At 66.9% G+C, this 25,184-nt stretch carries 22 protein-coding genes and 2 tRNA genes; 9 read left to right on the forward strand and 15 right to left on the reverse strand.

From position 1 onward, the window contains the following. The first annotated feature begins 3 nt into the window (after nt 1-3). Together AC3A6B_RS06580 and AC3A6B_RS06585 are read left to right on the forward strand one after the other, a co-directional pair. On the forward strand, nt 4-1,737 hold the full coding sequence (locus tag AC3A6B_RS06580; RefSeq protein WP_487835946.1) for a hypothetical protein: 1,734 nt from the start codon (nt 4-6) through the stop codon (nt 1,735-1,737). Next, on the forward strand, nt 1,734-3,074 hold the full coding sequence (locus AC3A6B_RS06585) for an MATE family efflux transporter (protein ID WP_487835947.1): 1,341 nt from the start codon (nt 1,734-1,736) through the stop codon (nt 3,072-3,074). The genes AC3A6B_RS06580 and AC3A6B_RS06585 overlap by 4 nt, the downstream gene beginning before the upstream one ends. Here AC3A6B_RS06585 and phoR read toward each other — a convergent pair. Genes phoR through pstS form a run of 7 tightly spaced genes read right to left on the reverse strand, consistent with a single transcriptional unit; the run spans nt 3,058 to nt 9,647 of the window. Then, complete coding sequence (gene phoR / locus AC3A6B_RS06590) at nt 3,058-4,398, reverse strand: phosphate regulon sensor histidine kinase PhoR (protein ID WP_487835948.1); 1,341 nt, start codon at nt 4,396-4,398, stop codon at nt 3,058-3,060. The two genes, AC3A6B_RS06585 and phoR, sit on opposite strands and share 17 nt — an antisense overlap. A gap of 41 nt (nt 4,399-4,439) precedes the next feature. Next, entirely contained in the window at nt 4,440-5,132 is a 693-nt protein-coding gene (phoB, locus tag AC3A6B_RS06595) for a phosphate regulon transcriptional regulator PhoB (protein WP_487835949.1), read from the reverse strand. A 16-nt stretch (nt 5,133-5,148) separates the two neighbouring features. Then, complete coding sequence (gene phoU, locus AC3A6B_RS06600; protein WP_487835950.1) at nt 5,149-5,850, reverse strand: phosphate signaling complex protein PhoU; 702 nt, start codon at nt 5,848-5,850, stop codon at nt 5,149-5,151. Between the two features lie 10 nt (nt 5,851-5,860). After that, nucleotides 5,861-6,643, reverse strand: coding sequence for a phosphate ABC transporter ATP-binding protein PstB (gene pstB, locus AC3A6B_RS06605; RefSeq protein WP_487835951.1), 783 nt, complete (start codon nt 6,641-6,643; stop codon nt 5,861-5,863). Between the two features lie 5 nt (nt 6,644-6,648). After that, entirely contained in the window at nt 6,649-7,533 is an 885-nt protein-coding gene (gene pstA / locus AC3A6B_RS06610) for a phosphate ABC transporter permease PstA (RefSeq protein ID WP_487835952.1), read from the reverse strand. Next, a complete protein-coding gene (gene pstC / locus AC3A6B_RS06615) occupies nt 7,530-8,594 on the reverse strand; it encodes a phosphate ABC transporter permease subunit PstC (RefSeq protein WP_487835953.1) in 1,065 nt (354 codons plus the stop codon). Before pstC ends, pstA begins: the two co-directional genes overlap by 4 nt. 15 nt (nt 8,595-8,609) lie before the next feature. Then, complete coding sequence (gene pstS / locus AC3A6B_RS06620) at nt 8,610-9,647, reverse strand: phosphate ABC transporter substrate-binding protein PstS (RefSeq protein ID WP_487835954.1); 1,038 nt, start codon at nt 9,645-9,647, stop codon at nt 8,610-8,612. A gap of 251 nt (nt 9,648-9,898) precedes the next feature. On the opposite strand from pstS, the gene AC3A6B_RS06625 reads away from it, so the two are divergent. Then, complete coding sequence (locus AC3A6B_RS06625; RefSeq protein WP_487835955.1) at nt 9,899-11,416, forward strand: Ppx/GppA phosphatase family protein; 1,518 nt, start codon at nt 9,899-9,901, stop codon at nt 11,414-11,416. Between the two features lie 3 nt (nt 11,417-11,419). Here the strand turns inward: AC3A6B_RS06625 and AC3A6B_RS06630 are convergent, their stop codons facing one another. The 3 genes from AC3A6B_RS06630 to AC3A6B_RS06640 are packed head-to-tail and all read right to left on the reverse strand — an operon-like array spanning nt 11,420 to nt 15,003. Next, nucleotides 11,420-11,881 (reverse strand): SixA phosphatase family protein, encoded by a 462-nt coding sequence (locus AC3A6B_RS06630; RefSeq protein WP_487835956.1) that lies wholly within the window; start codon nt 11,879-11,881, stop codon nt 11,420-11,422. An 8-nt stretch (nt 11,882-11,889) separates the two neighbouring features. Next, nucleotides 11,890-14,124 carry a polyphosphate kinase 1 gene (gene ppk1 / locus AC3A6B_RS06635; RefSeq protein ID WP_487835957.1) on the reverse strand — a complete coding sequence of 745 codons (2,235 nt, stop codon included), beginning with the start codon at nt 14,122-14,124 and terminating at the stop codon, nt 11,890-11,892. Nucleotides 14,125-14,136: 12 nt separating this feature from the next. Beyond that, on the reverse strand, nt 14,137-15,003 hold the full coding sequence (locus AC3A6B_RS06640) for a GNAT family N-acetyltransferase (protein WP_487835958.1): 867 nt from the start codon (nt 15,001-15,003) through the stop codon (nt 14,137-14,139). Nucleotides 15,004-15,142: 139 nt separating this feature from the next. Here AC3A6B_RS06640 and AC3A6B_RS06645 point away from each other — a divergent pair, with 139 nt between their 5' ends. The 3 genes from AC3A6B_RS06645 to AC3A6B_RS06655 all read left to right on the forward strand — a co-directional run bounded on the left by AC3A6B_RS06645 (nt 15,143) and on the right by AC3A6B_RS06655 (nt 17,732). Beyond that, nucleotides 15,143-16,828, forward strand: a complete 1,686-nt coding sequence (locus AC3A6B_RS06645; RefSeq protein WP_487835959.1) for an FAD-dependent oxidoreductase — start codon at nt 15,143-15,145, stop codon at nt 16,826-16,828. Nucleotides 16,829-16,910: 82 nt separating this feature from the next. Then, a complete protein-coding gene (locus tag AC3A6B_RS06650) occupies nt 16,911-17,615 on the forward strand; it encodes a glutathione binding-like protein (RefSeq protein ID WP_487835960.1) in 705 nt (234 codons plus the stop codon). 40 nt (nt 17,616-17,655) lie between these two features. After that, a tRNA-Pro gene (locus AC3A6B_RS06655) sits at nt 17,656-17,732 on the forward strand. Nucleotides 17,733-17,882: 150 nt separating this feature from the next. Here AC3A6B_RS06655 and AC3A6B_RS06660 read toward each other — a convergent pair. Beyond that, nucleotides 17,883-20,945 carry an autotransporter outer membrane beta-barrel domain-containing protein gene (locus AC3A6B_RS06660; protein ID WP_487835961.1) on the reverse strand — a complete coding sequence of 1,021 codons (3,063 nt, stop codon included), beginning with the start codon at nt 20,943-20,945 and terminating at the stop codon, nt 17,883-17,885. A 337-nt stretch (nt 20,946-21,282) separates the two neighbouring features. After that, a complete protein-coding gene (locus tag AC3A6B_RS06665) occupies nt 21,283-21,948 on the reverse strand; it encodes an ATP-dependent DNA ligase (RefSeq protein WP_487835962.1) in 666 nt (221 codons plus the stop codon). A gap of 95 nt (nt 21,949-22,043) precedes the next feature. On the opposite strand from AC3A6B_RS06665, the gene AC3A6B_RS06670 reads away from it, so the two are divergent. Then, a complete protein-coding gene (locus tag AC3A6B_RS06670) occupies nt 22,044-22,322 on the forward strand; it encodes a DUF3606 domain-containing protein (RefSeq protein ID WP_487835963.1) in 279 nt (92 codons plus the stop codon). Between the two features lie 83 nt (nt 22,323-22,405). Here AC3A6B_RS06670 and AC3A6B_RS06675 read toward each other — a convergent pair whose 3' ends face one another. Beyond that, complete coding sequence (locus AC3A6B_RS06675) at nt 22,406-22,810, reverse strand: hypothetical protein (protein WP_487835964.1); 405 nt, start codon at nt 22,808-22,810, stop codon at nt 22,406-22,408. 278 nt (nt 22,811-23,088) lie between these two features. Between AC3A6B_RS06675 and AC3A6B_RS06680 the strand changes: the two genes are divergently transcribed. After that, on the forward strand, nt 23,089-23,298 hold the full coding sequence (locus tag AC3A6B_RS06680) for a hypothetical protein (RefSeq protein WP_487835965.1): 210 nt from the start codon (nt 23,089-23,091) through the stop codon (nt 23,296-23,298). Between the two features lie 33 nt (nt 23,299-23,331). Here the strand turns inward: AC3A6B_RS06680 and AC3A6B_RS06685 are convergent, their stop codons facing one another. After that, nucleotides 23,332-23,559: a hypothetical protein gene (locus tag AC3A6B_RS06685; RefSeq protein WP_487835966.1), complete on the reverse strand. Its 228-nt coding sequence runs from the start codon at nt 23,557-23,559 to the stop codon at nt 23,332-23,334. A 117-nt stretch (nt 23,560-23,676) separates the two neighbouring features. On the opposite strand from AC3A6B_RS06685, the gene AC3A6B_RS06690 reads away from it, so the two are divergent. After that, nucleotides 23,677-23,753, forward strand: a tRNA-Arg gene (locus AC3A6B_RS06690). A gap of 246 nt (nt 23,754-23,999) precedes the next feature. Here the strand turns inward: AC3A6B_RS06690 and AC3A6B_RS06695 are convergent. Then, the gene (locus AC3A6B_RS06695; RefSeq protein ID WP_487835967.1) at nt 24,000-25,184 is read right to left on the reverse strand and encodes an acetyl-CoA C-acyltransferase family protein; all 1,185 of its coding nucleotides are present in this window, start codon (nt 25,182-25,184) and stop codon (nt 24,000-24,002) included.

Genomic DNA, 25,184 nt, shown 5'->3' on the forward strand with positions numbered 1-25,184 from the left:
CCGTTGAACCAGCCGACGCCAGCGATCGTTGCTCAGAGCGCCGTACGCCGCCTGCCGCGCCTCGCGCTGCTGCTGCTGTGCGCGGCCTACCTGATGCCCGGCCTGCTGGGTCGCGGACCCTGGAAGAGCGCCGACATCGCGGCCTTCGGCTACATGGCCGAACTGGCGCGCAGCACCGAGGGCCTGGCGCGCTGGTTCGACCCCATGCTGCTCGGACTGCGGCCCGAAACGCCCGCCCTGATCCCCTACTGGATCGGCGCCTGGGCCATCAAGATCGCGCCGGCATGGGTGCACCCCGACCTCGCGGTGCGGATCGCCTTCGCCCTCCTGCTCTGGGGCACTTTCACGGCGACCTGGTATGCGGTGTACTACCTCGCCCGCACGACACAGGCGCAGCCGGTGGCCTTTGCCTTCGGCGGCGAGGCGCGCCCCACCGACTACGCGCGCGCGATCGCGGATGGTGCGCTGCTGGCGCTGATCGCCTGCCTCGGGCTCGCCCAGCTGGGGCATGAAACCACGCCCGCGCTGGCGCAGCTTTTCTTCACCTCGCACCTGTTTTATGGCGTCGCGGCGCTGCCCTACCGTCGTGTCGCCCCCCTGATCGCGCTCGTGGTCGGGACCGTCGGCATGACCCTGGGCGGCGGGCCGACGGTCGGGTTGGCGCTGGGCATCGGCTGCGTAGTCTTGCTCGCCGCCGAACGCCGGCGCGGTGCGGAGGCGACGCCGGACGATGAGCCCAGGTATTCCATCGGCGCGATCGCGTCGATCCTGGGCGCGACGGTGTTGGCCGGGCTGCTGGCCGCCTGGCTGGGCCTCCTGCAATGGAAGATCGAGCTGCCCGGCAGCCAGCCCGGAACCAGCGTATTCGGCGAAGTGCGCAGCCAGGCCAAGCTGCTCCTGTGGTTCACCTGGCCGGCCTGGCCGCTCGCGCTGTGGACGCTGTGGCGCTGGCGCCGGCAACTCACGGCTCGCCATGTCGCGCTGCCCTTGTGGTTTGCGCTGGTGCCGCTGGCCGCGACCTGGACCACCAGTTTTTCCGAACGTTCGCTGCTGCTGGCCCTGCCCGCCTTCGCGACGCTGGCGGCCTTTGCGCTGCCGACCTTCAGACGCAGCGTCGCTGCGCTGATCGACTGGTTCACGTTGCTGTTCTTCAGCGGCTCGGCGATCATCATCTGGGTGATCTGGGTCGCGATGCAGACCGGCGTACCGGCGAAGACGGCGGCCAACGTCGCAAAGCTGGCGCCCGGCTTCGTGCCTCAGTTCTCGGCGGCCGCCTTCGTGTTTGCGCTCGCCGCGACGCTGGCCTGGGCCTGGCTCGTGCGCTGGCGCACCGGCCGGCATCGGGCAGCGCTCTGGAAGACGCTGGTGCTGCCGGGCGGCGGCGCGGCGCTGTGCTGGGTGCTGCTGATGACGCTGTGGCTGCCCGTGCTCGACTACGCGCGCAGCTATGTGCCCCAGGTGCGCGCCATTTCGGAACGGGTCGGCCAGCCGGTGTGCATCTCCGAGATCGCGCTGAGCCGGCCTCACATTGCAGCGCTGCGCCACCACGGCCAGTTCGACCTGCAGCCCCTGACCGGATCCGGATCCCAGACCTGCCCCTGGCTGCTGGCGAGCCCGGAGGCGATCGGGCGCCTGCACAAGATCGTGAACCTCGAGGGCTGGCGCTTCATCGGCACGCTGCGCCGCCCGACCAGCGCGAGCGACGACCTGTTGCTCTACCAAAGAATCAATCCTTGACGAGCGAACGTCGGGTGATCGCGCGGCACGCCGCAACCGTGCTGGTCGGCCAGCTGGCCGTGATGGCCTTCGGCGTCACCGACACCATCGTCGCCGGCCGCTATGCCGAGGGCGCGCTCGCGGCGCTCGCGGTGGGCTCGGCGATTTTCATCAGCGTCTTCGTCTCGCTGATCGGCATGCTGCAGGCCCTGCTTCCGGTGTGGGCCGAGCTGCATGGCGCGCAACGCACGGCGGAGGTCGGCCGCTCGGTGCGGCAGTCGCTCTACCTGTGCGGCCTCGCGATCGTGCTCGGCATGGCGGTGCTGCTGTATCCCACGCCGCTGCTGCGCTGGGCCGAGGTGCCGCTGGCCATGCGCGCCGACGTCGAGACCTACCTGCGCGTGCTCGCCTTCGCCCTGCCCCCTGCGCTGCTGTTTCGCCTGTTCAGCACGCTGAACCAGAGCCTCGGCAAGCCACAGCTCGTGACCTGGCTGCAGTTGGGCTCGCTCTGCCTGAAGCTTCCGCTGTCGATCTGGTTCACCTTTGGGGGCGCCGGCCTGCCTGCGATGGGCCTGGCGGGCTGCGGCTGGGCCACGCTGCTGGTGAACTGGGCGATGCTCGCCTGCGCGATCTGGCTGCTGCGGAACCAATCCTTCTACGGCGAGTACAGCTTCTGGCAGCGCATCGAGGCACCCGACTGGCGCCAGATCGGCCAGTTCGCCCGGCTCGGCGTCCCGGCCGGGCTCGCTGTGCTGGTGGAGGTGACTTCCTTCACGCTGATGGCGCTGTTCATCGCACGCCTGGGCATCGCCGCTTCGGCAGCCCACCAGATCGCGTCGAACCTGACCGCCGTCGCCTACATGATGCCGCTGTCGCTCGCCATCGCCACGAGTGCACGCGTGAGCTTCTGGCTCGGCGCCGGCAACGCCGCGCTGGCGCGGCGCGCCTGCGTCAAGGGCTTCGAGCTGACCGTCCTCTGTGCGCTGCTGTTCGCGGCAGCCATGGCGGGCCTGCGCTGGCAGCTGTCCGCGATCTATTCCGGCAATCCCGCCGTGGTCGCACTCGGCGCCACGCTGCTGCTGGCCACGGCGGCCTACCATTTCGTGGATGCGCTGCAGACGTTGTGCGTATTCGTGCTGCGCTGCTACCGCGTCACGGTGATGCCGCTGGTCCTCTACTGCGCGCTGCTCTGGGGCGTGGGGCTCGGCGGCAGCTACCTGCTGGCCTACCGCGGCATCGGCCCCTGGCCGGCCATGCAGTCGCCGCTCGCGTTCTGGCTCATGAGCGCTCTGGCCCTGGCGCTTACCGCGGCGCTGTTTCTCGCGCTGCTCTGGTCGACGCTCAGGCGACGGCGCTGAGCGCGGCCGCCTGCCGCAGGCGCGTGACCGGGAACACGAGTGCGAAACGCGACCCCTTGCCTACCGTGCTCTCGATGCGAAGCTCGGCGCCATGGCGCTGCGCGACGTGCTTCACGATCGCCAGGCCGAGCCCAGTGCCGCCGGTTTCGCGCGAACGGCTGCGATCGATTCGATAGAAGCGTTCGGTCAGCCGCGGAATGTGCTCGGCCGCGATGCCGGGGCCGCTGTCGCGCACCGCGTACTCGCCCCGTCCGTCGGGCAGGAGGCGCCAGCTCACCGCCACTTCGCCGCCGCCGGGCGTGTAGCGGATGGCGTTGCTCAGCAGGTTCGACATTGCGCTCTGCAGCTCGGTCGGGGCGCCGGCGATCTCGGAATCGACCTCCACCGAGAAGGACAGCCGATGGCCCTGCGACGCCAGCCGGCTCGACAGGCCCCGGCCTTCGTCCTCGCACTGCGCCATCAGCGCCCGCACGCGGGTCCAGCGGTTGGCCGGCGGCGTCGCGCTGCCTTCGAGGCGCGACAGCGTCAGCAGGTCGTTGACCAGCGTCTCCATGCGATGCGACTGCTGGCCCATCAACGCCAGATAGCGGGCGCGCTCCTCGGCATCGAGCGGCAGGTTCTGCAGGGTCTCGACGAAACCGGCCAGCACGGTGAGCGGCGTGCGGATCTCGTGCGAGACGTTGGCGACGAAATCACGCCGCATGGCCTCGGCCTGCTCCAGCGAGGTGATGTCGCGCGTGAGCAGCATGCGGCGATTGCCCGCATAGGGATGCACCTGCACCGACAGCCGGACCGGATGGCCGCGGTGCATTCCCGCTTGCGACGGCGCGTCGATCACCACGTCGCGGCTGTAGTTCCACGAGGCGAGATAGGCCACGAACGCCGGATCGCGCACCAGGTTCGCGAGGTGCTGCAGCAGGTCGCGATCGGCGTCGATGCCGAACTGCCCGGCGGCCGTCTGGTTGCACCATTCGATGCGCCCCTGTTCGTCGAGCAGCACCACGCCGTTGGGAGAAGCCTGTATCGCGGCCAGAAATTCCTGCAGACGGTCTTCGGCTTGCCGGGCCTGCTGCTCCCGCGTGCGCAGCAGCTTGCGGATGCGTTCGGACAGCTCGCCCCAGACGCCGGGGCCGCGCGACGGCAGGCCCGTCGCATCGTTGCGCAGCACGTGCAACAACTGCTGCGCGCGCCAGGCGTCGAGCACCAGCCACAGCACCGCCCCGAGCCATGCGCCCAACCACAGGAAGCGCCAGCCGAAGGGCACCGCGGCGGCAGTGCCCCCGATCAAGGAGGCCAGCAAAAAGGTTGCGATACGAAACGGCATTCCGGCCCATTATCCCGCCGGGCCCAGCCCCGGCACGTCGGTCAGACCGTGGCCTGGGCCGTGAGCCGGTAGCCTGCGCCGCGCACGGTCTCGACCATCGGCGCTGCCGGGCCGAGCGATTCGCGCAGGCGCTTCACGTGCACGTCGACCGTCCGCTCTTCGATGTAGACGTGGTCGCCCCACACCTTGTCGAGCAGCTGCGCGCGGCTGTGCACGCGTTCGGCATGCTGCATCAGGTAGCCGAGCAGCTTGAACTCGGTCGGGCCCACTTTCAGCAGCGAGCCCTGCCATGTCACGCGGTGCGTCGCGGTGTCGAGCACGAGTTCGCCGATCTCCACGCGCTCGGTCACGGCCTCGGGCGCGCGGCGGCGCAGCACGGCGCGGATACGGGCCAGCATCTCCTGCGTCGAGAAGGGCTTGGTGATGTAGTCGTCAGCGCCCGCGTCCAACCCGGCCACCTTGTCCGGTTCGTCGCCGCGCGCGGTCAGCATGAGGATCGGCATCGACTTGGTGCGCGGGTCCTTGCGCCACTGGCGCGCCAGCTGCAGGCCGCTCTGGCCCGGCAGCATCCAGTCGAGCAGCACCAGGTCGGGCAGGAAGGCATCGAGCTCGCGCTGGGCCGCCGCGCCATCCTCCGCCCAGATCGGCTCGAAGCCGTTGTGGCGCAGGTTGACGGCGATCAGCTCGGCGATCGAGGACTCGTCTTCGACGATCAGGACGCGGGGTTTCTTCATTGATTGAAGTGCGGGCCTATTGAAGAGCCGATTCGATTTCCTGCATCGAAGTGTGCCGCACGTCGGCGCCCTTGACGATGTAGATGATGAACTCGGCGATGTTCTTCGCGTGATCTCCGATGCGCTCGATCGCCTTGGCCAGGAACAGCAGGTCGAGGCTGGCGGAGATGGTGCGCGGGTCTTCCATCATATAGGTGACCAGCTTGCGCACGAAGCCGTCGAACTCCTGGTCGATCAGGTCGTCGTCCTTCAGGATCGACAGCGCTGCGGCCGTGTCCAGTCGCGCGAAGGCGTCGAGTGCCTTGCGCAGCAGGCCCGAGGCCAGGTCGGCGGCAACGCGCAGCTCGATGGAGGGCAGCGCGCGAGCCGAACCGCTCTCGATGATCTTCTTGACCATGCGTGCGATCTTGTTGGCCTCGTCGCCCACGCGCTCCAGGTTGGCAGTGGTCTTCGAGATCGCGATCAAGAGGCGCAGGTCGCGCGCCGTCGGCTGGCGCCGCGCGATGATCGAGGACAGCTCCCGGTCGATCTCGATTTCCATCGCGTTGACGCGGTTCTCGGTCTCCATCACGCGGTCGGCCGCCTCGGAATCGAACTCCGAAAGCGCATACACGGCCTGGTTGATTTGGGCCTCGACCATGCCGCCGAGCTCCATCACGCGCGACGAGACGGCGTTGAGTTCGCTGTCGAACTGGCTGGAGAGATGCTTTTCCGTCATGGTGCTTCCTTTAACCGAAACGGCCGGTGATGTAGTCTTCCGTCTCTTTGCGCTTCGGCTTGAAGAACAGTTCTTCCGTCGCGCCGAATTCGATCAGGTCGCCGAGGTACATGTAGGCGGTGTAGTCGCTACAGCGCGCGGCCTGCTGCATGTTGTGGGTCACGATGACGACGGTGTACTCGCTTTTCAGCTCTGCGATCAACTCCTCGATTTTCGCCGTGGAGATCGGATCGAGCGCCGAACACGGCTCGTCGAGCAGCAGCACCTCGGGCTTGATCGCGATGCCGCGCGCAATGCACAGGCGCTGCTGCTGGCCGCCGGAAAGACCCGAGCCGCTTTGCTGCAGCTTGTCGCGCACCTCGGTCCAGAGCGCGGCCTTCTTGAGCGCCCATTCGACGCGGTCGTCCATCTCGGAGGCGCTCAGGTTCTCGAACAGCTTCACGCCGAAGGCGATGTTGTCGTAGATCGACATCGGAAACGGCGTCGGCTTCTGGAACACCATGCCGATCTTGGCGCGGATCAGCGCCACGTCCTGCTTGGAGGTGAGCAGGTTCTCGCCGTCCAGCGCGATGACGCCCTCGGCGCGCTGTTCCGGGTAGAGCTCGAACATGCGGTTGAAGGTGCGCAGCAAGGTCGACTTGCCGCAGCCCGACGGCCCGATGAAGGCCGTCACCTTGTTCTCGGGAATCTCGAGGTTGATGCTCTTGAGCGCGTGGAACTTGCCGTAGTAGAAGTTCAGGTCCTTGACCGAGATCTTGGCGCGCGATGGCTGTGCAGCGATGGTGGTTGGCATGATGTTCAGAGTTTGTTGCGCGTCAGAATCCGCGCGAGAATATTGAGGCCGAGCACTGCAATCGTGATCAGGAACACGCCGGCCCAGGCCAGCTGCTGCCAGTTCTCATACGGGCTCATCGCGAACTTGAAGATGGTCACCGGCAGGCTGGCCATCGGCTGCGTCACGTTCGAGGTCCAGAACTGGTTGCTGAGCGCGGTGAACAGGAGCGGCGCGGTTTCGCCCGCGATGCGCGCCACCGCCAGCAGGACGCCCGTGACCACCCCGGCGCGCGCCGCGCGCAGCGTGATGCTCAAAATGACCTTCCACTTCGGCGTGCCCAGCGCATAGGCCGCTTCGCGCAGGCCGGACGGGATCAGCTGCAGCATGTTCTCGGTGGTGCGGATCACGACCGGGATCACGATCAGCGCCAGCGCCAGCGCGCCGGCCAAGCCCGAGAAAGACTTGAAGTACGCCACCACCACCGCGTAGACGAACAGGCCGATCACGATCGACGGCGCCGACAGCAGGATGTCGTTGACGAAGCGGATGACGTTCGACAGCCAGCTCTTGGGGTTGTACTCGGCCAGGTAGATGCCGGCCATGATGCCGATCGGCGTGCCAATGAAGGTGGCCAGCATCACCATCACGAAGGAGCCGAAGATCGCGTTGGCGATGCCGCCGGGTTCGTTCGGCGGAGGCGTCATCTCGGTGAAGGTGGCCAGCGCCAGTCCGCCCACGCCGAGACGCAGGGTTTCCCAAAGGATCCAGAACAGCCAGAACAAGCCGAAGGCCATCGCAGCGAGAGACAGCGTGAGCGCGATGAAGTTCATGCGCTTGCGGCCGGCGAACTTCGCCGCACGGGTGTCGTCGAGCGCCTTGGCGCTCAAGAGGCGTTCCGCGGTGCTCATGACTTCGTTCCTTCGCTCTTCTGGAGTTGCGCGAGCAGCACCTTGGACAACGACAACACGACGAAGGTGATGAAGAACAGCACCAGGCCCAGGTACATCAGCGAGGCCTGGTGCAGGCCTTCGCCCGCTTCGGCAAACTCGTTGGCCAGCACCGAGGTGATGCTGTTGGCCGCCTCGAAGACCGAGAGCGAATTGAGCTGGTTCGTATTGCCGATCACGAAAGTGACGGCCATCGTTTCGCCGAGCGCACGGCCGAGGCCGAGCATGATGCCGCCGATGACGCCGGCCTTGGTGTAGGGCAGCACCACCTTGGAGACCACTTCCCAGGTCGTGGAGCCGAGGCCGTAGGCCGACTCCTTGAGGAGCGGCGGCGTGACTTCGAACACGTCGCGCATCACCGAGGCGATGAACGGAATGATCATGATCGCGAGGATGATGCCGGCCGACAGGATGCCGATGCCCACGGGCGGGCCGGACACCAGCGCGCCGAGGTAGGGAACCCCGGCGAACAGCTTCTGCAGCGGCTGCTGCACGTAGGTGGACAGGATGGGCCCGAACACCAGCAAGCCCCACATGCCGTAGACGATCGAGGGCACGGCTGCCAGCAGCTCGATGGCCGTGCCGAGCGGCCGCTTCAGCCAGGCCGGCGACATCTCGGTCAGGAAAAGCGCGATGCCGAAGCTCACCGGAACCGCGATCACGAGTGCGATCAGCGAGGTGGCCAGCGTGCCGTAGATCATCACCAGCCCGCCGTACTCGTTCTGCACCGGATCCCAGACGCTGCTGGTAAGGAAGCCGAGGCCGAACTTCGAGATGGCGGGCCAAGCGCCGGCCAGGAGTGACAGCAGGATGCCGATCAGCATCGCCAGGGTCAGCAGCGCTGCACCCTTGGCGGCCCAGCCGAACAGGCGGTCGGTGGCGGCACCGGTGCGCGGCCTCTTGGCCGGCGGCGGGCTCGAGGCAGCCCGGTCACGCTCAGCCGGAAGCGGGGTGGAAGCAGCGGGGAAAGTGGATGACACAGGTCGCTCCGAAAGCGGCGCGTGGTCGAGCGGAGTGCTCATACGCGCCGGTCCGCTTTACTTGAAGGCGACGGGCTTGCCCGACGCGTCCTTGATCTCGCCCCAGGCTGTGGCGATGGCGCCCTTCACCTTGTCAGGCATCGGCACGTAGTCGAGGTCGCCGGCGGTCTTGTCGCCGTTCTTGTAGGCCCAGTCGAAGAACTTGAGCGTGGTCGTGGCCTGGGTCGGCTTGTCCTGCGTCTTATGCATCAGGATGAAGGTCGCGCCGGTGATCGGCCAGGCGTCCTTGCCGGGCTGATTGGTCAACACCTGGTAGAAGGTCTTGGACCAGTCGGCGCCGGCAGCGGCTGCCTTGAAGGCGTCATCGTCCGGCGATACGAAGCTGCCGGAGGCATTTTGCATCTGGGCGTACGTCATCTTGTTCTGCTTGACATAGGCGTACTCGACGTAACCGATCGAGTTGGGCAGCTTGCCCACGAATTGCGCAACGCCCTCGTTGCCCTTGCCGCCCGCGCCGACGGGCCAATTGACCGCCGTGCCGTCGCCGACCTTGGCCTTCCAGTCGGGATTGGCCTTGCTCAGATAGTTGGTGAACAGGAAGGTGGTGCCCGAGCCGTCGGCGCGGCGAACCGGTGCGATCGCCGCATCAGGCAGCGCGAGCGAGCCGTTCAGTGCCTTGATGGCGGGGTCGTTCCACTTGGTGATCTTGCCGAGGTAGATGTCGCCGAGGACCTGGCCGTTGAGCTTGAGTTCGCCGGGCTTGATGCCCTGGATATTGATCACCGGGATCACGCCACCGATCACGGTGGGGAACTGGACCAGGCCCTTGGCCTTCAGGTCGTCGTCGGTCAGCGGCATGTCGGAAGCGCCGAAATCGACCGTCTTGGCATCGATCTGCTTGATGCCGGCGCCCGAACCGACCGACTGGTAGTTGATCTTGGCGCCGGTGGCCTTGTTGAAATCCGAGGCCCACTTCGAATACAGCGGGGCCGGGAAGCTTGCGCCGGCGCCGGTGGCTTCTTGAGCAAAAGCGGGAACATGGGCCAGTGCCGCGGCAACGAGGCCGGCGGCAGCAAACTTGAACGTCATCTTCATGAAGCTTCCTTTGGATGTGCAGAAGGACCCCCTTCCAGGGGCTTGGCAGGGACTCTAGGAAGCTTGTGTGACACCGGTGTGACACCCTTTTCCAGAGGGAAATCGACCATCGCAGGGGCTTGCGCTCTGTGACGCTGTCACACAAACGTCATGCACGCCCCCTAGCCTTGAGCGCTCCTTGCGGCATCCTTCTTGGCACGGCAGCGCCCGGCCGAAACGCTACGATCGGGGCCCGCCCTCTTCTCCTCAAAATGCAAAACGGAACCCGCCTCGCTGCGGTCGATCTCGGGTCGAACAGCTTCAGGCTCGAGATCGGCCAGGTCGACCATGGCCAGATCCACCGCGCCGAGTACCTGAAGGAAACCGTTCGCCAAGGCAACGGCCTCGACAGCGCCCGCAACCTCACGCCGGAGGCGATGCAGCGCGGCTGGGACGCGCTGGCCCGCTTCGGCGAGCGGCTGGCGGGCTTCAAGCGCTCGCAAGTGCGCGCGGTGGCCACCCAGACCCTGCGCGAAGCCCGCAACCGCGACGAATTCCTGCTGCGCGCGCGCACCATTCTGGGCTTCGGCATCGATGTCATCACGGGCCGCGAGGAAGCTCGCCTGATCTATCAGGGCGTGGCGCACCTGCTGCCCCACACCGACGCCTCGAACCGGGAGCGCCGGCTGGTGGTGGACATCGGCGGCCGCTCGACCGAGATGATCATCGGCCATGGGCTGGAAGCCGAGGTGATGGAGTCGTACCGGGTCGGCAGCGTCGCCTGGTCGATGAAGCATTTTCCCGAAGGCCAGTTCACCACCGCGGCCTTCAAGGCGGCCGAGATCGCCGCCAAGGCGGTGCTGGACGACGCGCTCGGCACCTACGTCCCGGACCGCTGGGACGTGGCCTACGGCGCCTCCGGCACCATCGGCGCGGTGGGCGATGTGCTCGCGGCCGCGGGCGACGAACCGGGGCTGATCACGCGCGAAGGGCTCGATTGGCTGGTCGACCGGCTGCTGAAGGCCGGCAGCGCCGATCGCCTGCGCATCGAAGGCATGCGGGAGGACCGCAAGGCGGTGATCGGCGGCGGCGTCAGCGTGCTGCGCGCAGTGTTCGACCTGCTCGAGATCGACGAAATGAAGGTGGCGCAGGGCGCCCTGCGCCACGGCGTGCTGTACGAGCTACTGGAGCGCGACGACAGCGTCGCCGACTTGCGCACCAGCACGGTGGCGCGCCTGGCCAGCCGGTTCGCGATCGACGCCGCGCAGGTCCGGCGCGTCGGCGAGACAGCTGCTGCGCTGTTCCTGCAGCTCGAGCCGGCCGCGCGCGGCGGCAGCACCACGAGCCGCGCAGGACGGGCATTGCGCAAGATCGGCTGGGCCGCCCAGCTGCACGAGATCGGGGCCCAGATTTCGCACAGCGAGTACCACAAGCACGGCGCCTACATCCTCGACAATGCCGACGCGCCCGGCTTCGCAGTGAACGAGATGCACTGGCTGAGCCAGCTGGTGCTCGGTCACCGCGGCAAGCTGCGCAAGATCGAAGCCGCTCTGAACGACGAAACCTTCGTCTCGCAGCTGCTGGCGCTGCGCCTGGCCGTGATCCTGTGCCATGCGCGACGCGATCCTGACCTCGAGGGCCTGCGCCTGGCGCGAACGGACAGCCGGCTTTTCACCATCGCATGCCGTGCGGGCTGGTCCGAGACCTACCCCCAATCCGCGCACCTGCTGCGCGAGGAAGTGCTGGCCTGGCAGAAGACCGCCTGGCGGCTCGAGCTGAAGGGCTGCTGACGCCTAGAGCAGTTCGGGCGACTGCACCGTGACCACCACGGTCTGGACGTCGCCGTCGCGCTCGCGGGTGCGGATCCACCAGACGGCACCCTTGCGCACCGGGCAACTGTCCTGCTTGAGCCCGAGCAGCAGCGAAATGGCCTCGCCGAGCGAGGGCTGGTGCCCGATCAGCAGCACGACGGACTTGCCGTTGGGCCATCCGGCCGCGGCCAGCAGCGCGTCCGACGTGGTGTCGGGTGCGAGTTCGCTGCGCAGCTTGTACTTGCGGCCCAGGGCCAGGGCGGTCTGCTCGCAGCGGCGTGCCGGGCTGCAGACGATGCGCGTGCCCTCGGGCAGCTGGCGGTCGAGCCAGGCCGCCATGCGCTTGGCCTGTTTCTCGCCGCGCTGGGTCAGCGAGCGCTGCAGGTCGTCGCAGCCCTCGGTCCAGTCTTCGGCCTCGGCGTGGCGCCAGAAAATCAGATCCATGGCGTGGCTCATTCCCGTGAGGCAGCGCGGCTGCGACCTCGTGATGCGTAGCGGACCATCAGCGCGGTCTGCGCGCCAGGGGGGTCGATGGTGCGAGCGGCAACTCCATCGCCCGGCTGCAGATCGACGCGGCGATAGATGCCGTCGGCGCCGAGGTCCCACGCATCGCGGCCGTCGTGCAGGTAGGCCACCAGGCATTCGTCGATGAGCCGCTGGCGCAGCGCCGGATCGGTCACCGGCCAGGCCAGCTCGATGCGGCGCAGCATGTTTCGGTTCATCCAGTCGGCGCTCGACAGGTACAGGGATTCGTCTTCGCCCTGGCGGAAATAGAAGACGCGCGAATGCTCGAGGAAGCGGCCGATCACCGAGCGCACGCGGATGTTGTCGGTCAGCCCCGATACGCGCGCCGGCAAGGTGCAGGCGCCGCGCACGATCAGGTCGATCTGCACGCCCTTCTGGCCGGCGCTCACCAGCGCGGCGATCAGGGCCTCGTCGGTCAGCGCGTTCATCTTGGCAACGATGCGGGCGGATTGCCCGGCGGCTGCCGCGGCAGCGAGCGCGTCGACCCGGGCGATCACGTTGCGGTGCAGGTCGAAGGGCGCCATCCACATGCGATGGAGCTTGGGCAGCCGGCTCTGGCTGGCCATGTGCACGAACACCGCCTCCATGTCGGCGGTCAGCAAGGGGTCGGCGGTCAGGTGGCTGATGTCGGTGTAGAGCTTGGCCGTGCGGGGGTTGTAGTTGCCGGTCGACAGATGGCCGTAGCGCCGCAGCTGCTTGCCCTCGCGGCGCGTCACCAGCAGCATCTTGGCATGCGTCTTCAGGCCGACCACGCCGTAGACCACCTGGGCGCCGATCGACTCGAGCATCTCGGCCCAGTTGATGTTGGCCTCCTCGTCGAAGCGCGCCTTGAGCTCCACCACCACCGTAACTTCCTTGCCGCGCCGAACCGCTTCGCGCAGCAGGTCCATGAGCTCGGAGTCGGTGCCGGTGCGGTAGATGGTCTGCTTGATGGCGAGCACCTGCGGGTCCTGCACCGACTCGCGCAGGAAGGCCAGCACGCCGTCGAAGCTCTCGAAAGGCTGGTGGATCAGGGCGTCGCCCTGCTGCAGCCGTTCGAAGAAGGATTGGCCCGGCGTCAGCATGACCGGGTAAGACGGCTGATAGGGCGGAAAGCGCAGCTGCGGCTCTTCCAGCAGGTCGATCAGCTGCGTCAGCCGGGCCAGGTTGACCGGGCCGTGCACACGGTACAGCGCCTGCGGCGGCAGGTTGAATTGCGCCAGAAGAAAACTCGCCAGCGACTCGGCGCAGCTGGCCGAGACCTCGAGCCGGACGGCCTGCCCGTAGTGGCGATGCTGCAGGCCCTGCCGCAGCGCCGTGCGCAGGTTCTTGACGTCTTCCTCGTCCACCGCGAGGTCGGAGTGGCGCGTCACGCGGAACTGGGAGAACTCGCCCACCTCGCGCCCCGGAAACATGCTGGACAGGTGGGCCCGCACGATGCTCGACAGCGCGACAAACAGCGTCTTGCCGCCCGACACCTTGGCCGGCATGCGGATCAGGCGCGGCAGCACCCGCGGCACCTTGACGATGGCGATCGGGTTTTCGCGGCCGAAAGCGTCCTTGCCGGAGAGGCGAACGATGAAGTTGAGCGACTTGTTCGCGACCTGGGGAAAGGGATGAGCCGGATCCAGCCCTACCGGAATCAGGAGCGGCTGGACCTCGCGCTCATAGTAGTCGTGCACCCATTTGCGCTGTGCCGGGTTGCGCTCGCCGTGCGAAATGATGTGGATGCCCTGGCTCGCGAAGGTCGGCATCAGCTCGTCGTTGTAGAGCGCGTACTGCCGCCCTACCAGCGCATGCGCCACCTCGGCCAAGCGCTCGAAGGACTCCACGGTGTAGTTGCCCTTGTGGTCGCCTGCGGCATTGGCGATCAGGTGCGGCGCCGTCCGGACCTCGAAGAATTCGTCGAGGTTGGACGAAACGATGCACAGGTAGCGCAGGCGCTCGATCAGCGGCACTTCAGGGCGGTAGGCCCAGTCGAGCACCCGCTCGTTGAAGGCCAGGATGCTGTGGTCGCGGTCGAGCAGCGTCAGCGACGGCTCGGCCGCGACAGGCGCGCTGTCGGAAAGGGCTGGCAACGAGGAAAACGAATCAGGAACAACCGGCACGGGACTGTAGGCAAACGGAATCATGACAGTGTCAACCGCCGTTGTGACAGTTGCATGACAACTGTATGACGACATTCCCGCGCTGTCTTAATTGCCCAGAAAGTGTTTTCGGTAACGTGCCGGCAGATCGTCGATGCGCATCAGCATCGGCAGGTCGGCGGTATTGAAGTCCGGGTCCCAGGCCGGCGGGCCCAGGACCTTGGCGCCGAGCCGCAAATAGCCCTTGATCAGCGCGGGCGGCTCAATCTGGAGTTCGCCGTCGAGCCGATGCACCGGAAGCGGCAGCCGCGGCTGCACGTGGTACTGGATCGGCGCCATGTGGGTGGCCGAGAGCTGGCGCCAGATGCTGGCCGCCGCATCGCCGCTGGTCACGCCGTTGTGCCACATCGGGATGCTGGCGCAGCCGATCATGGTGTCGAGCTTGTTGCGGTTCATGAAGCCGGCCAGCGCCCCCCAGAGCGCCAGGATCACGCCGCCCTGGCGGTGCTGCGCGTGGACGCAGCTGCGGCCCAGCTCGACCATGCGTTCGCGCAGGTCGCGCAGCCGCGTCAGGTCGAATTCAGTGTCGCTGTAGGTGCTGCCGATGCGCCGGGCCTGGGCCGGCGTCAGCACGCGGTAGGTGCCGATCACCTGGTTCGTCGCCAGCTCGCGCACCAGCAGGTGCTCGCAGAAGTCATCGAACAGGTCGATGTCGTGGCCCTCCAGCGGGGTCGTGAGGCGAGCGCCCATCTCGCCGGCGAACACCTCGTAGCGCAGGCGCTGGGCTGCGCGCACATCGTCCTGGTGGCGCGCCCAGGTCACGCTGATGCCGCCGGCTTCGGTGGCTGCCGGCAGCGTGGTGGCGGGTACGACAGGGATGGCAGCCGGCGCGCGGACCGGGTTCGGCGCCGGCCAGAGGGCGGCGCGCAGTCCCAGTTGCGAGAACGGAAACGTCGGCGTGGGCAGTTCTTTCATGCGAGACCCTTTCTGCGAACGGAGTCTGTGAGACAGCGGTGAAACACGCGTGTCAATCCGATGGCAGTTGCGTGACTTGCAACCATTGGTGCCGGCTTTCGGCGTCTAATCCCGACGTTTCGCCAACCGGAGTTTTTTCATGGCCGCCGAAGTCGAAGTCAGGGTCGAGGTCGAGACCCGTCGCCACCAGATGTTTCCCGTGCTGGGCGCAGCCTGCATCGAGCGCATCAGGCGCTTCGGCAGCGTGCGGCACTATGCGCGCGGGGACTGCCTGTTCCGGGCCGGCGAGCCCGGGCCGGGGATGTTCGTCGTGCTGCGCGGCATCGTGGCGATCACCCAGCGCGACGGCCTCGGGCGCGTGGTGCCGATCGAACGCCAGGGTCCAGGGCAGTTTTTGGCCGAGATTGCGCAACTCTCCGGCCGCCCTGCCCTGGTCGACGGCCACGCCGAGGACGACGTCGAGACCCTGCTGGTGCCGCCCGACCAGCTGCGCGCGCTGATCATCGCCGAGGCCGATCTCGGGGAGCGGCTGGTGCGCGCGATGATCCTGCGCCGGGTGGCGCTGATCGAATCGGGCAGCAGCGGGCCGGTGCTGATCGGGCCGCCGCAATCGGCCGCGCTGATGCGGCTGCAGAACTTCCTGACCCGCAACGGCCATCCCTACAACGTGGTCGACGCGACGCAGGACGCGGAAGCGGCGGCGCTGCTCGAGCAGTACGGCGAGGCGGAACTGCTGGTGGTCTGTCCGGATGGCGCCGTCGTGGTCAACCCGACCGACAACGCGCTCGCGCGCTGCCTCGGCATGGTCGACACCATCGATCACGACGAGCTGTTCGACGTGGTGGTGGTCGGTGCCGGCCCCGCAGGCCTCGCCACCGCCGTGTATGCCGCGTCCGAGGGCCTGCGCGTGATCGTGGTCGACTGCCGCTCCTTCGGCGGCCAAGCGGGCGCGAGCGCGCGCATCGAGAACTACCTGGGGTTTCCGACCGGCATCTCCGGCGGCGCGCTCGCCGGCCGCGCTTTCGTCCAGGCCCAGAAGTTCGGCGTCGAGATGCTGATCCCGGCCGAGGTCGCCTCCATGGACTGCACCGAGGCCGAAACCCAGGGAGAGCTCACCGTCCAGCTCACCGACGGCCGGCGCCTGCGCTCCCGCACCGTCGTGATCGCCAGCGGCGCGCGCTACCGCCGGCCCGAGGTGCCGCGCCTGGCCGAATTCGAAGGCCGCGGCATCTGGTTCTGGGCCTCGGCGCTGGAGGCCAAGCTGTGCGCGCGGCAGGAGGTCGCGCTGGTCGGCGGCGGCAATTCGGCCGGCCAGGCCGCGGTGTTCCTGTCGCAGCATGCCGCCAAGGTCAACGTGCTGGTGCGCGGCCCTTCGCTCGAAGCCACCATGTCGCGCTACCTGATCGACCGCATCGAAGCCACGCCCAACATCGAGCTGCACCCGCATACCGAGCTGGTGAGCCTGCACGGCGACCCGGCCATGGGGTTGAACGGCGCCACCTGGCGCTGCCGCCGCACCGGCGACGAAGAACAGTGCCCGACGCGCAATATCTTCCTCTTCATCGGTGCCGTGCCGGAAACCGACTGGCTCGAGGGCTGCGGCGTCTCGGTCGACAAGCACGGCTTCGTGCTGACCGGCGAGGCGGCGCGCGGAGGCTTCCCCGCCAAGCCCGGGGCTGCGCTGGAAACCAGCGTTTCCGGCGTGTTCGCCGTCGGTGACGTGCGCTCCGGCTCCGTCAAGCGCGTCGGCGGTGCGATCGGCGAAGGCGCCGCCGTGGTCGCGCTGATCCACAAGCACCTGGCGCCGAGCGCGGTGGCCGCCTGAGGCCTGACCGGACCGCGTCCTGCAGAAAAAGCCACCGGCCGCTATGCTGGCCGGCCCTGTCTTTTTCCCTGGAACGCAGCCCATGCCCCAAGCACCCATCGACGTCTATTCCTGGCCGACGCCCAACGGCCACAAGATCCACATCATGCTGGAGGAGTGCGGCCTCCCCTACCATGCGCACCCGGTGAACATCGGCAAGGGCGACCAGTTCGAAGCCGGCTTCCTCAAGATCAGCCCCAACAACAAGATTCCCGCCATCACCGATCCGGAGGGCCCGGACGGCAAGCCGATCTCGCTGTTCGAATCCGGCGCGATCCTGGTCTACCTGGCCGGCAAGACCGGGCAGTTTCTTCCCGCTGGCGACCGCGCGCGCTACGAGGTGCTGCAATGGCTCATGTTCCAGATGGGCGGCGTCGGCCCGATGCTGGGGCAGGCGCATCACTTCCGCATGTACGCGCCCGAGAAGATCGGCTACGCCATCGACCGCTACAGCAACGAGGCGCGGCGTCTCTACGGCGTGATCGACAAGCAGCTGGCCAGCCACCGGTTCATCGCCGGCGAGAGCTATTCGATCGCCGACATCGCCATCTTCCCCTGGCTGCGCAGCTGGGAGAACCAGGGCATCGTGCTCACCGAGTTCCCGCACCTGAAGAAGTGGTTCGAGGGCATCGCCGCCCGGCCCGCGGTGCAGCGCGGCGTCAAGGTGCTGGCCGATCTGCGCCAGCCGATCACCGGCGACAAGGAGCGCGAAATCCTGTTCGGCAAGACGCAATACGCCAAGCGCTGAGAAAGGCCTGCTTCGCGCAGGCTAGAATCGCAGGCTTCGTCGGGGTGTAGCGCAGCCTGGTAGCGCATCTGGTTTGGGACCAGAGGGTCGAAGGTTCGAATCCTTTCGCCCCGACCACAAAAAGTGAATGCCCGCAGGGACTTAGGTCTTTGCGGGCATTTTGCCTTCTAAGGGCGATTTCTAACGCAGCGCCTTTCCTCTAACGGTCGACGACTCAGAAAGCCACCGGATCGGCCCCGGCCTCCGAACCGGGGCGCCGCGCCCGGCTCAGAACGTCCAGTTCAGGCTGGCCTTGAAGCCATGGTCCTCGAGCCCATTGCCGAACTGCCCCGAGTAGGAGGCGCCCAGCGTCAGGTTCGGCCGCAGCTGCATGTCCACGCCCGCTTCGACCACTGCCACGTTTTTTGCCAGCGGCACGCCTTCGAGCGTGAACGGGATGCTGCCCGCGAACGCATGCGTGCTGGTGGGCGTGGTGTCGCCGAAGGCATGGCGCCAGCCGAGCATGCCGCGAAGCCGCGTGGCAGTGCCGATCTGGGTGCTCGCGCGCAGGCCCAGCGTGGTGAAGGTGGCATCGACACTGCCGCCTTCGCCGTAGAGCGCGGCCAGCCCGCCCTGCTCGAGGAAGGCGTCGCTCTTCACGCGCACGTAGGCCAGGCGAGCGAAGGGCTCCAGCGCCACGCGGCCGGCGTCGATGCGGTGCCCCGCTTCGCCGAAGAGCTGCGTGGTGGTGCTGTCGTAGTCGGCCGCGAGGGTGTCGGCAAAGCCCGCGAAGGCCACCGAGCGGCTGGTCTCGGTCTTGTTCCAGCTGTGGTTGGCGCCCAGGCGCAGCGCGGTGGCGCCCCACTGGGTGCCGCCGTAAGCGCCCAGGTGGTAGCTGTCGGTCTTGGCGCTGCTGTTGCGCGCCTCGGTGTCGGCGCTGGCGCGGCTGTAGCCGCCGAGCGCCCCCACGCGCCAACCGCCGCCCACGCCGGTGTCGGCACCGACGACGAAGCCGCCGATGTCGCGCTTGAGCTTGGCGGCATTGCCATTGCCGTCGATGCTGCCCCAGGCGCCGAAGACCTGACTCCAGGCGCTGCGTTGCTGGCCTTCGGGGGTGCAGGTGGTGAGGGTGGTGCTGCTGATGCCGGTCTGCAGCTGTGCCTGCGGTGCACTGCCGGGCGCGCAGGCAGCGGTGCGCAGCCGACCGATCGCCGCGTCCTGCACGAAGCGGCTGTCTTCCAGCAGCGCAGTCTTGTTGGAGGCGTGGATGTCCACCGAGAGCTGGTTGAAGGCGTCCCGTGCGGCGAAGTCGCTGGGCAGCCAGGCCACGGCGTTGCGCAGGCTGTTGTCCTCGGGAAGGCTCTCCAGCGATGCAGCGACGGCCGCCTGGTTGGGCGAGGCCACCACGCTGGTGAAGCTGCGCACCTGCTCGGCATCGAGGTAGACGTTGTTGGCGTCGTAGCGCGCGACCAGCTGGGCGAACGCGGTGCGCGTGTCGCCCGTGAGCCTGTAGCTGCCGGTGATGCCGCCATCGGCGGTGAGCACCTTGTAGCGGTTGCCGATCACGTAGCCGCTGTTGGCGGTGCGCAGCACCTGCAGGTTCGCACCGTTGGCGATGCTGGCCGTGCCGCTCGCGTGGATGAGGTCGGAGGCGTTGGAGGCCGGATCCACTTCGACCTGGTAGGTCGAACCCGCGGCCTGCGTGTAGTTGCCGTTGACGTTGAGGGTGCCGATCGAATGGCCCGGTGCGATCGTGCCGGCGACCGACAGGTTGCCCACCGAGCCGGTGCCCTGCAGGCGCCCGGCCGCGAGCACGTCGACATTGCCGGCGATGGACGCCGGTGCGCCGCTGGTGCCCAGTTGCAGGATGCCGCCGGCGACGGTAGTGGCGCCGGTGTAGGTGTTGGCGGCGGTGAGCACCAGCTTGCCGCCGTTGACGTGGACTGCGGTCGGGCCGCCGATGGCGCTGTCGATCTGCGCGGTGCCCGAGCGCATCGTGACGCTCTCGAGACCGCTGAGCGCATAGGCTGCGCCGTAGGTGAAGCTGCCCGCGCCGAGGTCGAAGGCGAGCGTGTCGGGGCCGTCGCCGGTGATGTTGCCGTTGATCGCGCCGCCGGTGACGGTCAGCGTGTCGGTGCCGCCGCCGAGCACGACGGCGCCGTTGAGGGTGCCGGCGGTGGTGATGTTGGCATTGCCGCCGGTCTCGTCGGTGCCATTGCGGTCGCCGTCGCCGTCGCGGATCGCGACGCCGGATCCGCCGGCGTTGATCACGGCGCCGGCACCGATGTTCAAGGTGCCGCCTCCGGGCGCAACGGTGTGGATGCCGGCGCCGAAGCCCCCACCGCCCGTCACCGTGCCGCCGGTGACGTCGATGGCGTAGGTGCCGCCCGCGTTCCTCGTGATGAGGCCATCCGCGGTGCTCGACAGCGCGGTGACCGTGCCGCCGCTCATCTGGATGATGGTCCGGCCGCTGCCGGTGGTCTGGCTGTTGATTGCCGAGGCGTTGCCCCCCTGTTGTGTCACCGAGCCGTCCTGCATCACGACGCGGGCTTCGGCGGTCGAAGCGGCATTGGCGACGAATGCGGACACCGCGCCGCCCACAAGGCCGCTGTTGCGTGCCAGGACCGTGCCGCCCGTGATCGTCGTCGTCGCCGCACCGAGGCCAAGGTTGTGGGCCAGCAGCGCGTTTGCGGCAGCATCGATCGATCCGCCGGTCATCGTGGCGCTCGCGCCCGCCGAAGAGGAGGCATTGTTGGTCAATGCGCGAACAGCAATTGAAGCCAGGCTGCTGGTTTGAACGGAGCCACCCGACACCGTCACACTGGCGCTTCCTGTCGCAGTGCCGTTGGTGGTTGCGAAAAGAGCCGACGACGCAAATATGTTGGAAGTATTGGCAACCTGCCCCCCGGTCATCTTGATCTCGACCGCGCCGCTGCCGGATGAATTGATGGCGGACGCTGTAAAGGACGAGTTCGAGCTGAGCGAGCCTTCGCCTATGGTGAGACGGCCCGCTCCCGCACCAGGATTCGTGATCGTGATGGCGCTGCGACTGATGCCGGTGATCGAGGTCAGGCCCGCCGCGTTGATGACGAGATCGTTCGTGTTGCCTGGCGCGCCCAGAAGATGCACAGCTGCAGCACCCAGGTTCGACTGAACCACCATGCCCGGATTGTTCAGGTTGAGCGTCAAGCCATCGCTACCGATGTATTGAATGCCGGTCGCATAGCTGGCGCCGCTGCAGGTGATCGCATCGGCGCCGGTACCCTCGGCGCCGCACTCGTTCGCCGCACGTGCGACCTGGGGCGTCGCAGCGAGCAGCGCGACGGCGAGGCCAACCGCCGAAACTTCCAAGTGACTGCTGACGCGCGAGTTGGAGGTCGCCCTGCTGTTGCCGCGCGCAGGCCCTCGCCTATGACCGATGGTGTCGGGGTTGCAGGCGGGGCTGTTGCTTTTTTTGCTGGAAGTCATCTGGCGTCTCTTTGCAAATTGTTACTCGCGAATGATGAAGCGCACCTCTAGATTCAACAACGCGCGGCGTAAGGCGAAATTATTCGAATGGTCTATTTAATTAAAGCTTGTCGGCTTGCTGCGACATACATGTCGCAACGCTGCGTGTTTCGAGGTCAAGCGGCTCGTGCTGGTCGCTTGACGCGTGCGTCGCCTGCTCGCCCGCGCGTCGCGTGTCAGATCACAATCCGATCGAGATGTCCTTGCTCTTCGGCCCGCGCTGGAAGCGTTGCGCCGGGATCGCATTTCTCCGCTTCACCTTCACCCAGTTGGCGGTCCGCACGCCGGGCACGTAGACGCTGTTTTTCCTCTTCGCCACCAGGCCCTCGAGCTCGAAGGGAACTACCGCCTCGCGGACGATGGTGTGGATGTCGTGCGCCTCGTTGTCGAAGTGGCTCACGAACAGCACGCTGGGCGGCGGGTCCTTGAGCAGCTTGGCCAGACGCGCCTTGCGTTCGGTGAGCGGGAGCTGCGTGATGTCCTCGCCCTGGTCGACCAGGAGGTCGAAGACGCAGTAGGTGACCGGGTCCGCGCCCTCGTACCAGCCCCCGCGCCGCGCGCGGTCCTGGAATCGATCGAAGTCGCTGCGCCCCATGTCGTCGAGCACGCAGGCCTCGCCGTCGGTGATGTAGGGGCCGCCCCCCACGCTGGCCAGCGCGCGCGCGACCTCTGGGAACCACTTGGTCGCGTTGGCGCCCCTGCGGGTCCGTAGCTCGCACTTCCCTTCTCCGAACTTCGCCAAGAGGCGCCAGCCGTCGAACTTGATCTCGAAGATCCATCCCGGCTCTTCGACGTCCAGCGGGCGTTCGTCGAGCAGCATGGGCTTGAGGTGCCGGAAGTCGAGCATGGGTCCACACTGGCCTCCGTGTCAGTTTTTTTCTGTCAGCCGAAAGCGTTACATCGCTATTTCTCTGACTGTCAGGCCGGTGCGAAAACGGACGCATGTGCACCAAGCAGGAATGGACCCAGCGTATTCAGACGCTCGCACAACAGGAGCGGACGGTGCATCCGTGCCGCATTCGAGCCATCAAGAAAATGGAGACCGACATGCCAGACGACACCACCAAGACCGGCCGCGATCGCAAGTTCATCTCGCTCGAGCAGGACTATGAGATCCGCGACTGGGCGATGAGCCTAGGCTGCACAGAAGACCAACTTCGCGAAGCTGTGAAAGCCGTGGGCAATTCGGCCGACAAAGTGCGCGAGTACCTGAAGACTTGAGGCCGCCATCCCGCCAGAAGCCGCGATGCTTCGCCGACGCCGCGGACGTTGATCGCCACGCGGCACACGCGCGGCGAATAGGTTTACTGCCAGCGGCCGCTTACCCACACCCAGTCCGTGCCCGCGAAGTTCCAGTAACCCGGCACCCAGCGTGCACCCGCCTGCGGCGGTGCCGGCGGCACTTCTTCTCGTACCGGCGGCATGGGACGAACGGAACCAGCGCGCCACTGGCCGGATTCCCACTGCCAATTGCCGTTGCGCCAGACATAGTGGCCAGGCACCCAGCTGTATCCGGTGGCTGCAGGCGCGGGCGGCTGCGCCTCCTGCCGGGGCGGTGGCGGCTGAACGATCGTCACGCGCTCGACGACGGTGGGCTGATGCTGCACGATGGGTTGTTCGCGCACCACCTCGCGGGTGACGCGGGTTGTACACGCGGCGAGGACCGACGCCGCAGCGCCGAGAGCAATGACGTTCAAGATGGTTTTCATAAGGACCTCCGCTTAATGCCGCCGCGCACGGGAGCGGGGTTTTCCGTCTCTGCCGGCCGACCACTCTGTTGGACCCGCGGCCCGCGCGGCGCGGTCGAGGCGAAGACGAGGGGATGAGGTAGGACGGTGTCGGCACTCGGCGCAGGACACTTCTGCACGTTTTTTTTGTTTGTCCCATCGAGGCCCGGGCGCCCCGGACCATCGAACGACGACGCGCTCCTACATACGTCTCGCACCGGGCGGTGCTAGCTTGGTTTCCCACGTAGGAGCAAACGGCCATGAAATCATCATCGAAGCCAGGCTCTGGCAATGAGCCCAGCCCCGCCGAGAAGGCAATGAGGGAGCTCTCGACGAAAGACACTGACACCAAGACCACGGACGAGGACGCCCCCGTCGAACCGAACGACCCTGTGCTCACGCCCGACAACAAACTCGGATCACCGAACCCATCGGTCAAGGGCGCGAAGACAGGTAAAACGCCCCCCTGAGTCGCACCCGCCAGCCAACTTCTTTCTTCCGCCTCAACTCACGGGCAACTGCTCGGGCATCGGCTCCGGCGGCGGCTCCTTCTTGGGCTCGGTCCGATCCGGATTGGTCTCGTCGGGCTTGGTCTGATCGAGCTCGTCGATCATCTTCTCGCCCTCCGGATCCTTGCCGTCCGAAGGGATCGACTCTTCGAAGGCGAGCTCGGGTTCCTCGTTGGTGACCGGGCGTCGAGGCGAAGCGGGTCGGGTGGTGTCGTTGCTCATGTTGAACTCCATTCGGAACTCCACCTTGGCCCTCTGCGACACGCCCCGGCCTCGGGCAAAGGCCAGAGCCCTTGTCGTCCGGCGCCGACGCCGGCCACCGTAAAATCGCGCACCTGTCTGCCCGTAGCTCAGTTGGATAGAGCACCTGCCTTCTAAGCAGGTTGTCGGGGGTTCGATCCCCTCCGGGCAGGCCAGCCCTCCATAGAGGCAGCGAACGGCCCCTATGTCGATTCCGGTATATCTTGTCGCGAACGACATGCTATGCCGGAATTGAACAGCGACACGATATGCCGGAAGGCCATCGCGTCGCGACACGGATCGCAACTGCCTCGGGGCCCTACACGAAACGCGTCAACTTCTGGTGTCCTAGGCTCGAAGCGAGGTGATGAGGCTTGCTTCGGTCCGGAGCTTGCAGTGAGCGCTGGACGACCTAGCTATGCTCACACTCGCTCGAAGATCGCCGCAACGCCCTGTCCGCCACCGATACACATCGTAGCCAGTGCGTACCTTCCGCCGATGCGCCGCAGCTCATGGACGGCTTTGGTGGCGATGATGGAGCCGGTCGCTCCCACAGGATGTCCGAGCGAGATGCCGGATCCATTGGGGTTGACCTTCGCAGGGTCGAAATGAAGTGCCCGACTCACCGCACAAGCCTGCGCCGCAAACGCCTCATTCGATTCGATCACGTCAATGTCGTCTGCGGTCAATCCCGCCCGCTGCAGCGCCAGATGAGTCGCAGGCACGGGGCCGAGCCCCATGTACCTGGGATCCACGCCCGCATGCGCATAGCTCACGAGCCGTGCCAACGGCTTCAACTTTCCCTGCCGGAGGACATCCTCTGTAGCCAGCACCACGGCGGAAGCACCGTCATTGATACCGGAAGCGTTGCCGGCCGTGACAGTCCCGTTCTCCTTGAACGCGGGTTTCATCTTTGCAAGTTGCTCGAGGGTGGTGCCGCCGCGCACGTGTTCGTCAGTGTCGAAGATGACCGTTCCTTTCCTGCTCGGGACGTCGACGGCAATGATCTGTGACCTGAACCAGCCTTCGGCAACGGCGCGGGCAGCCCGCACTTGGCTTTCCAGCGCCAGTTCGTCCTGCATCTCGCGTGTGATCGCAGCTCGGTCAGCAACGTTCTCCGCCGTGATCCCCATGTGGATCCGATGGAACGGGTCGTGCAGAACGCCCATCATGTAGTCCGTCGCCTGGATGTCTCCCATCCGGCTGCCCCAGCGGGCAGCAGCCAGCAGGTAGGGCCCTCGACTCATGGATTCGGCGCCTCCGGCCACGGCAATCGACGCTTCTCCAAGCAAAAGCGTCTGCGCGGCCGAGATGATGGCCTGCAAGCCGGATCCGCAGAGACGATTGACATTGAACGCCGGAGTCTGATGCGGGATGCCGGCTTCGACCGCGGCAACGCGTGAAAGATAAGCGTCGCGCGGTTCAGTGGGTATGACGTTGCCCATTACGACATGGCCGACGCTTTCAGCATCGACCCCGCTACGCTCCAGTGCGGCCCTGACCGCCGTGGTCGCCAAGTGCGAAAGCGGAATTTCCTTCAGCGATCCGCCAAAGCTGCCGATGGCGGTGCGGACGGCACCGACGACGAATACATCTTGGTTCTTCAT

The sequence above is a fragment of the Variovorax sp. Soil_C_33 genome, from assembly GCF_057656935.1.

Coding starts and splice junctions, on each gene's coding strand:
- AC3A6B_RS06630 (WP_487835956.1), bottom strand. CDS start 11,881: ATGGATCTGATTTTCTGGCGCCACGCCGAGGCCGAAGACTGGACCGAG.
- AC3A6B_RS06645 (WP_487835959.1), top strand. CDS start 15,143: ATGGCCGCCGAAGTCGAAGTCAGGGTCGAGGTCGAGACCCGTCGCCAC.
- ppk1 (WP_487835957.1), bottom strand. CDS start 14,124: ATGTCGTCATACAGTTGTCATGCAACTGTCACAACGGCGGTTGACACT.
- pstA (WP_487835952.1), bottom strand. CDS start 7,533: ATGAGCACCGCGGAACGCCTCTTGAGCGCCAAGGCGCTCGACGACACC.
- pstS (WP_487835954.1), bottom strand. CDS start 9,647: ATGAAGATGACGTTCAAGTTTGCTGCCGCCGGCCTCGTTGCCGCGGCA.
- AC3A6B_RS06665 (WP_487835962.1), bottom strand. CDS start 21,948: ATGCTCGACTTCCGGCACCTCAAGCCCATGCTGCTCGACGAACGCCCG.
- AC3A6B_RS06685 (WP_487835966.1), bottom strand. CDS start 23,559: ATGAGCAACGACACCACCCGACCCGCTTCGCCTCGACGCCCGGTCACC.
- AC3A6B_RS06675 (WP_487835964.1), bottom strand. CDS start 22,810: ATGAAAACCATCTTGAACGTCATTGCTCTCGGCGCTGCGGCGTCGGTC.
- AC3A6B_RS06625 (WP_487835955.1), top strand. CDS start 9,899: ATGCAAAACGGAACCCGCCTCGCTGCGGTCGATCTCGGGTCGAACAGC.
- AC3A6B_RS06680 (WP_487835965.1), top strand. CDS start 23,089: ATGAAATCATCATCGAAGCCAGGCTCTGGCAATGAGCCCAGCCCCGCC.
- AC3A6B_RS06650 (WP_487835960.1), top strand. CDS start 16,911: ATGCCCCAAGCACCCATCGACGTCTATTCCTGGCCGACGCCCAACGGC.
- phoB (WP_487835949.1), bottom strand. CDS start 5,132: ATGAAGAAACCCCGCGTCCTGATCGTCGAAGACGAGTCCTCGATCGCC.
- pstB (WP_487835951.1), bottom strand. CDS start 6,643: ATGCCAACCACCATCGCTGCACAGCCATCGCGCGCCAAGATCTCGGTC.
- pstC (WP_487835953.1), bottom strand. CDS start 8,594: ATGAGCACTCCGCTCGACCACGCGCCGCTTTCGGAGCGACCTGTGTCA.
- AC3A6B_RS06640 (WP_487835958.1), bottom strand. CDS start 15,003: ATGAAAGAACTGCCCACGCCGACGTTTCCGTTCTCGCAACTGGGACTG.
- AC3A6B_RS06695 (WP_487835967.1), bottom strand. CDS start 25,184: ATGAAGAACCAAGATGTATTCGTCGTCGGTGCCGTCCGCACCGCCATC.
- phoU (WP_487835950.1), bottom strand. CDS start 5,850: ATGACGGAAAAGCATCTCTCCAGCCAGTTCGACAGCGAACTCAACGCC.
- AC3A6B_RS06670 (WP_487835963.1), top strand. CDS start 22,044: ATGTGCACCAAGCAGGAATGGACCCAGCGTATTCAGACGCTCGCACAA.
- phoR (WP_487835948.1), bottom strand. CDS start 4,398: ATGCCGTTTCGTATCGCAACCTTTTTGCTGGCCTCCTTGATCGGGGGC.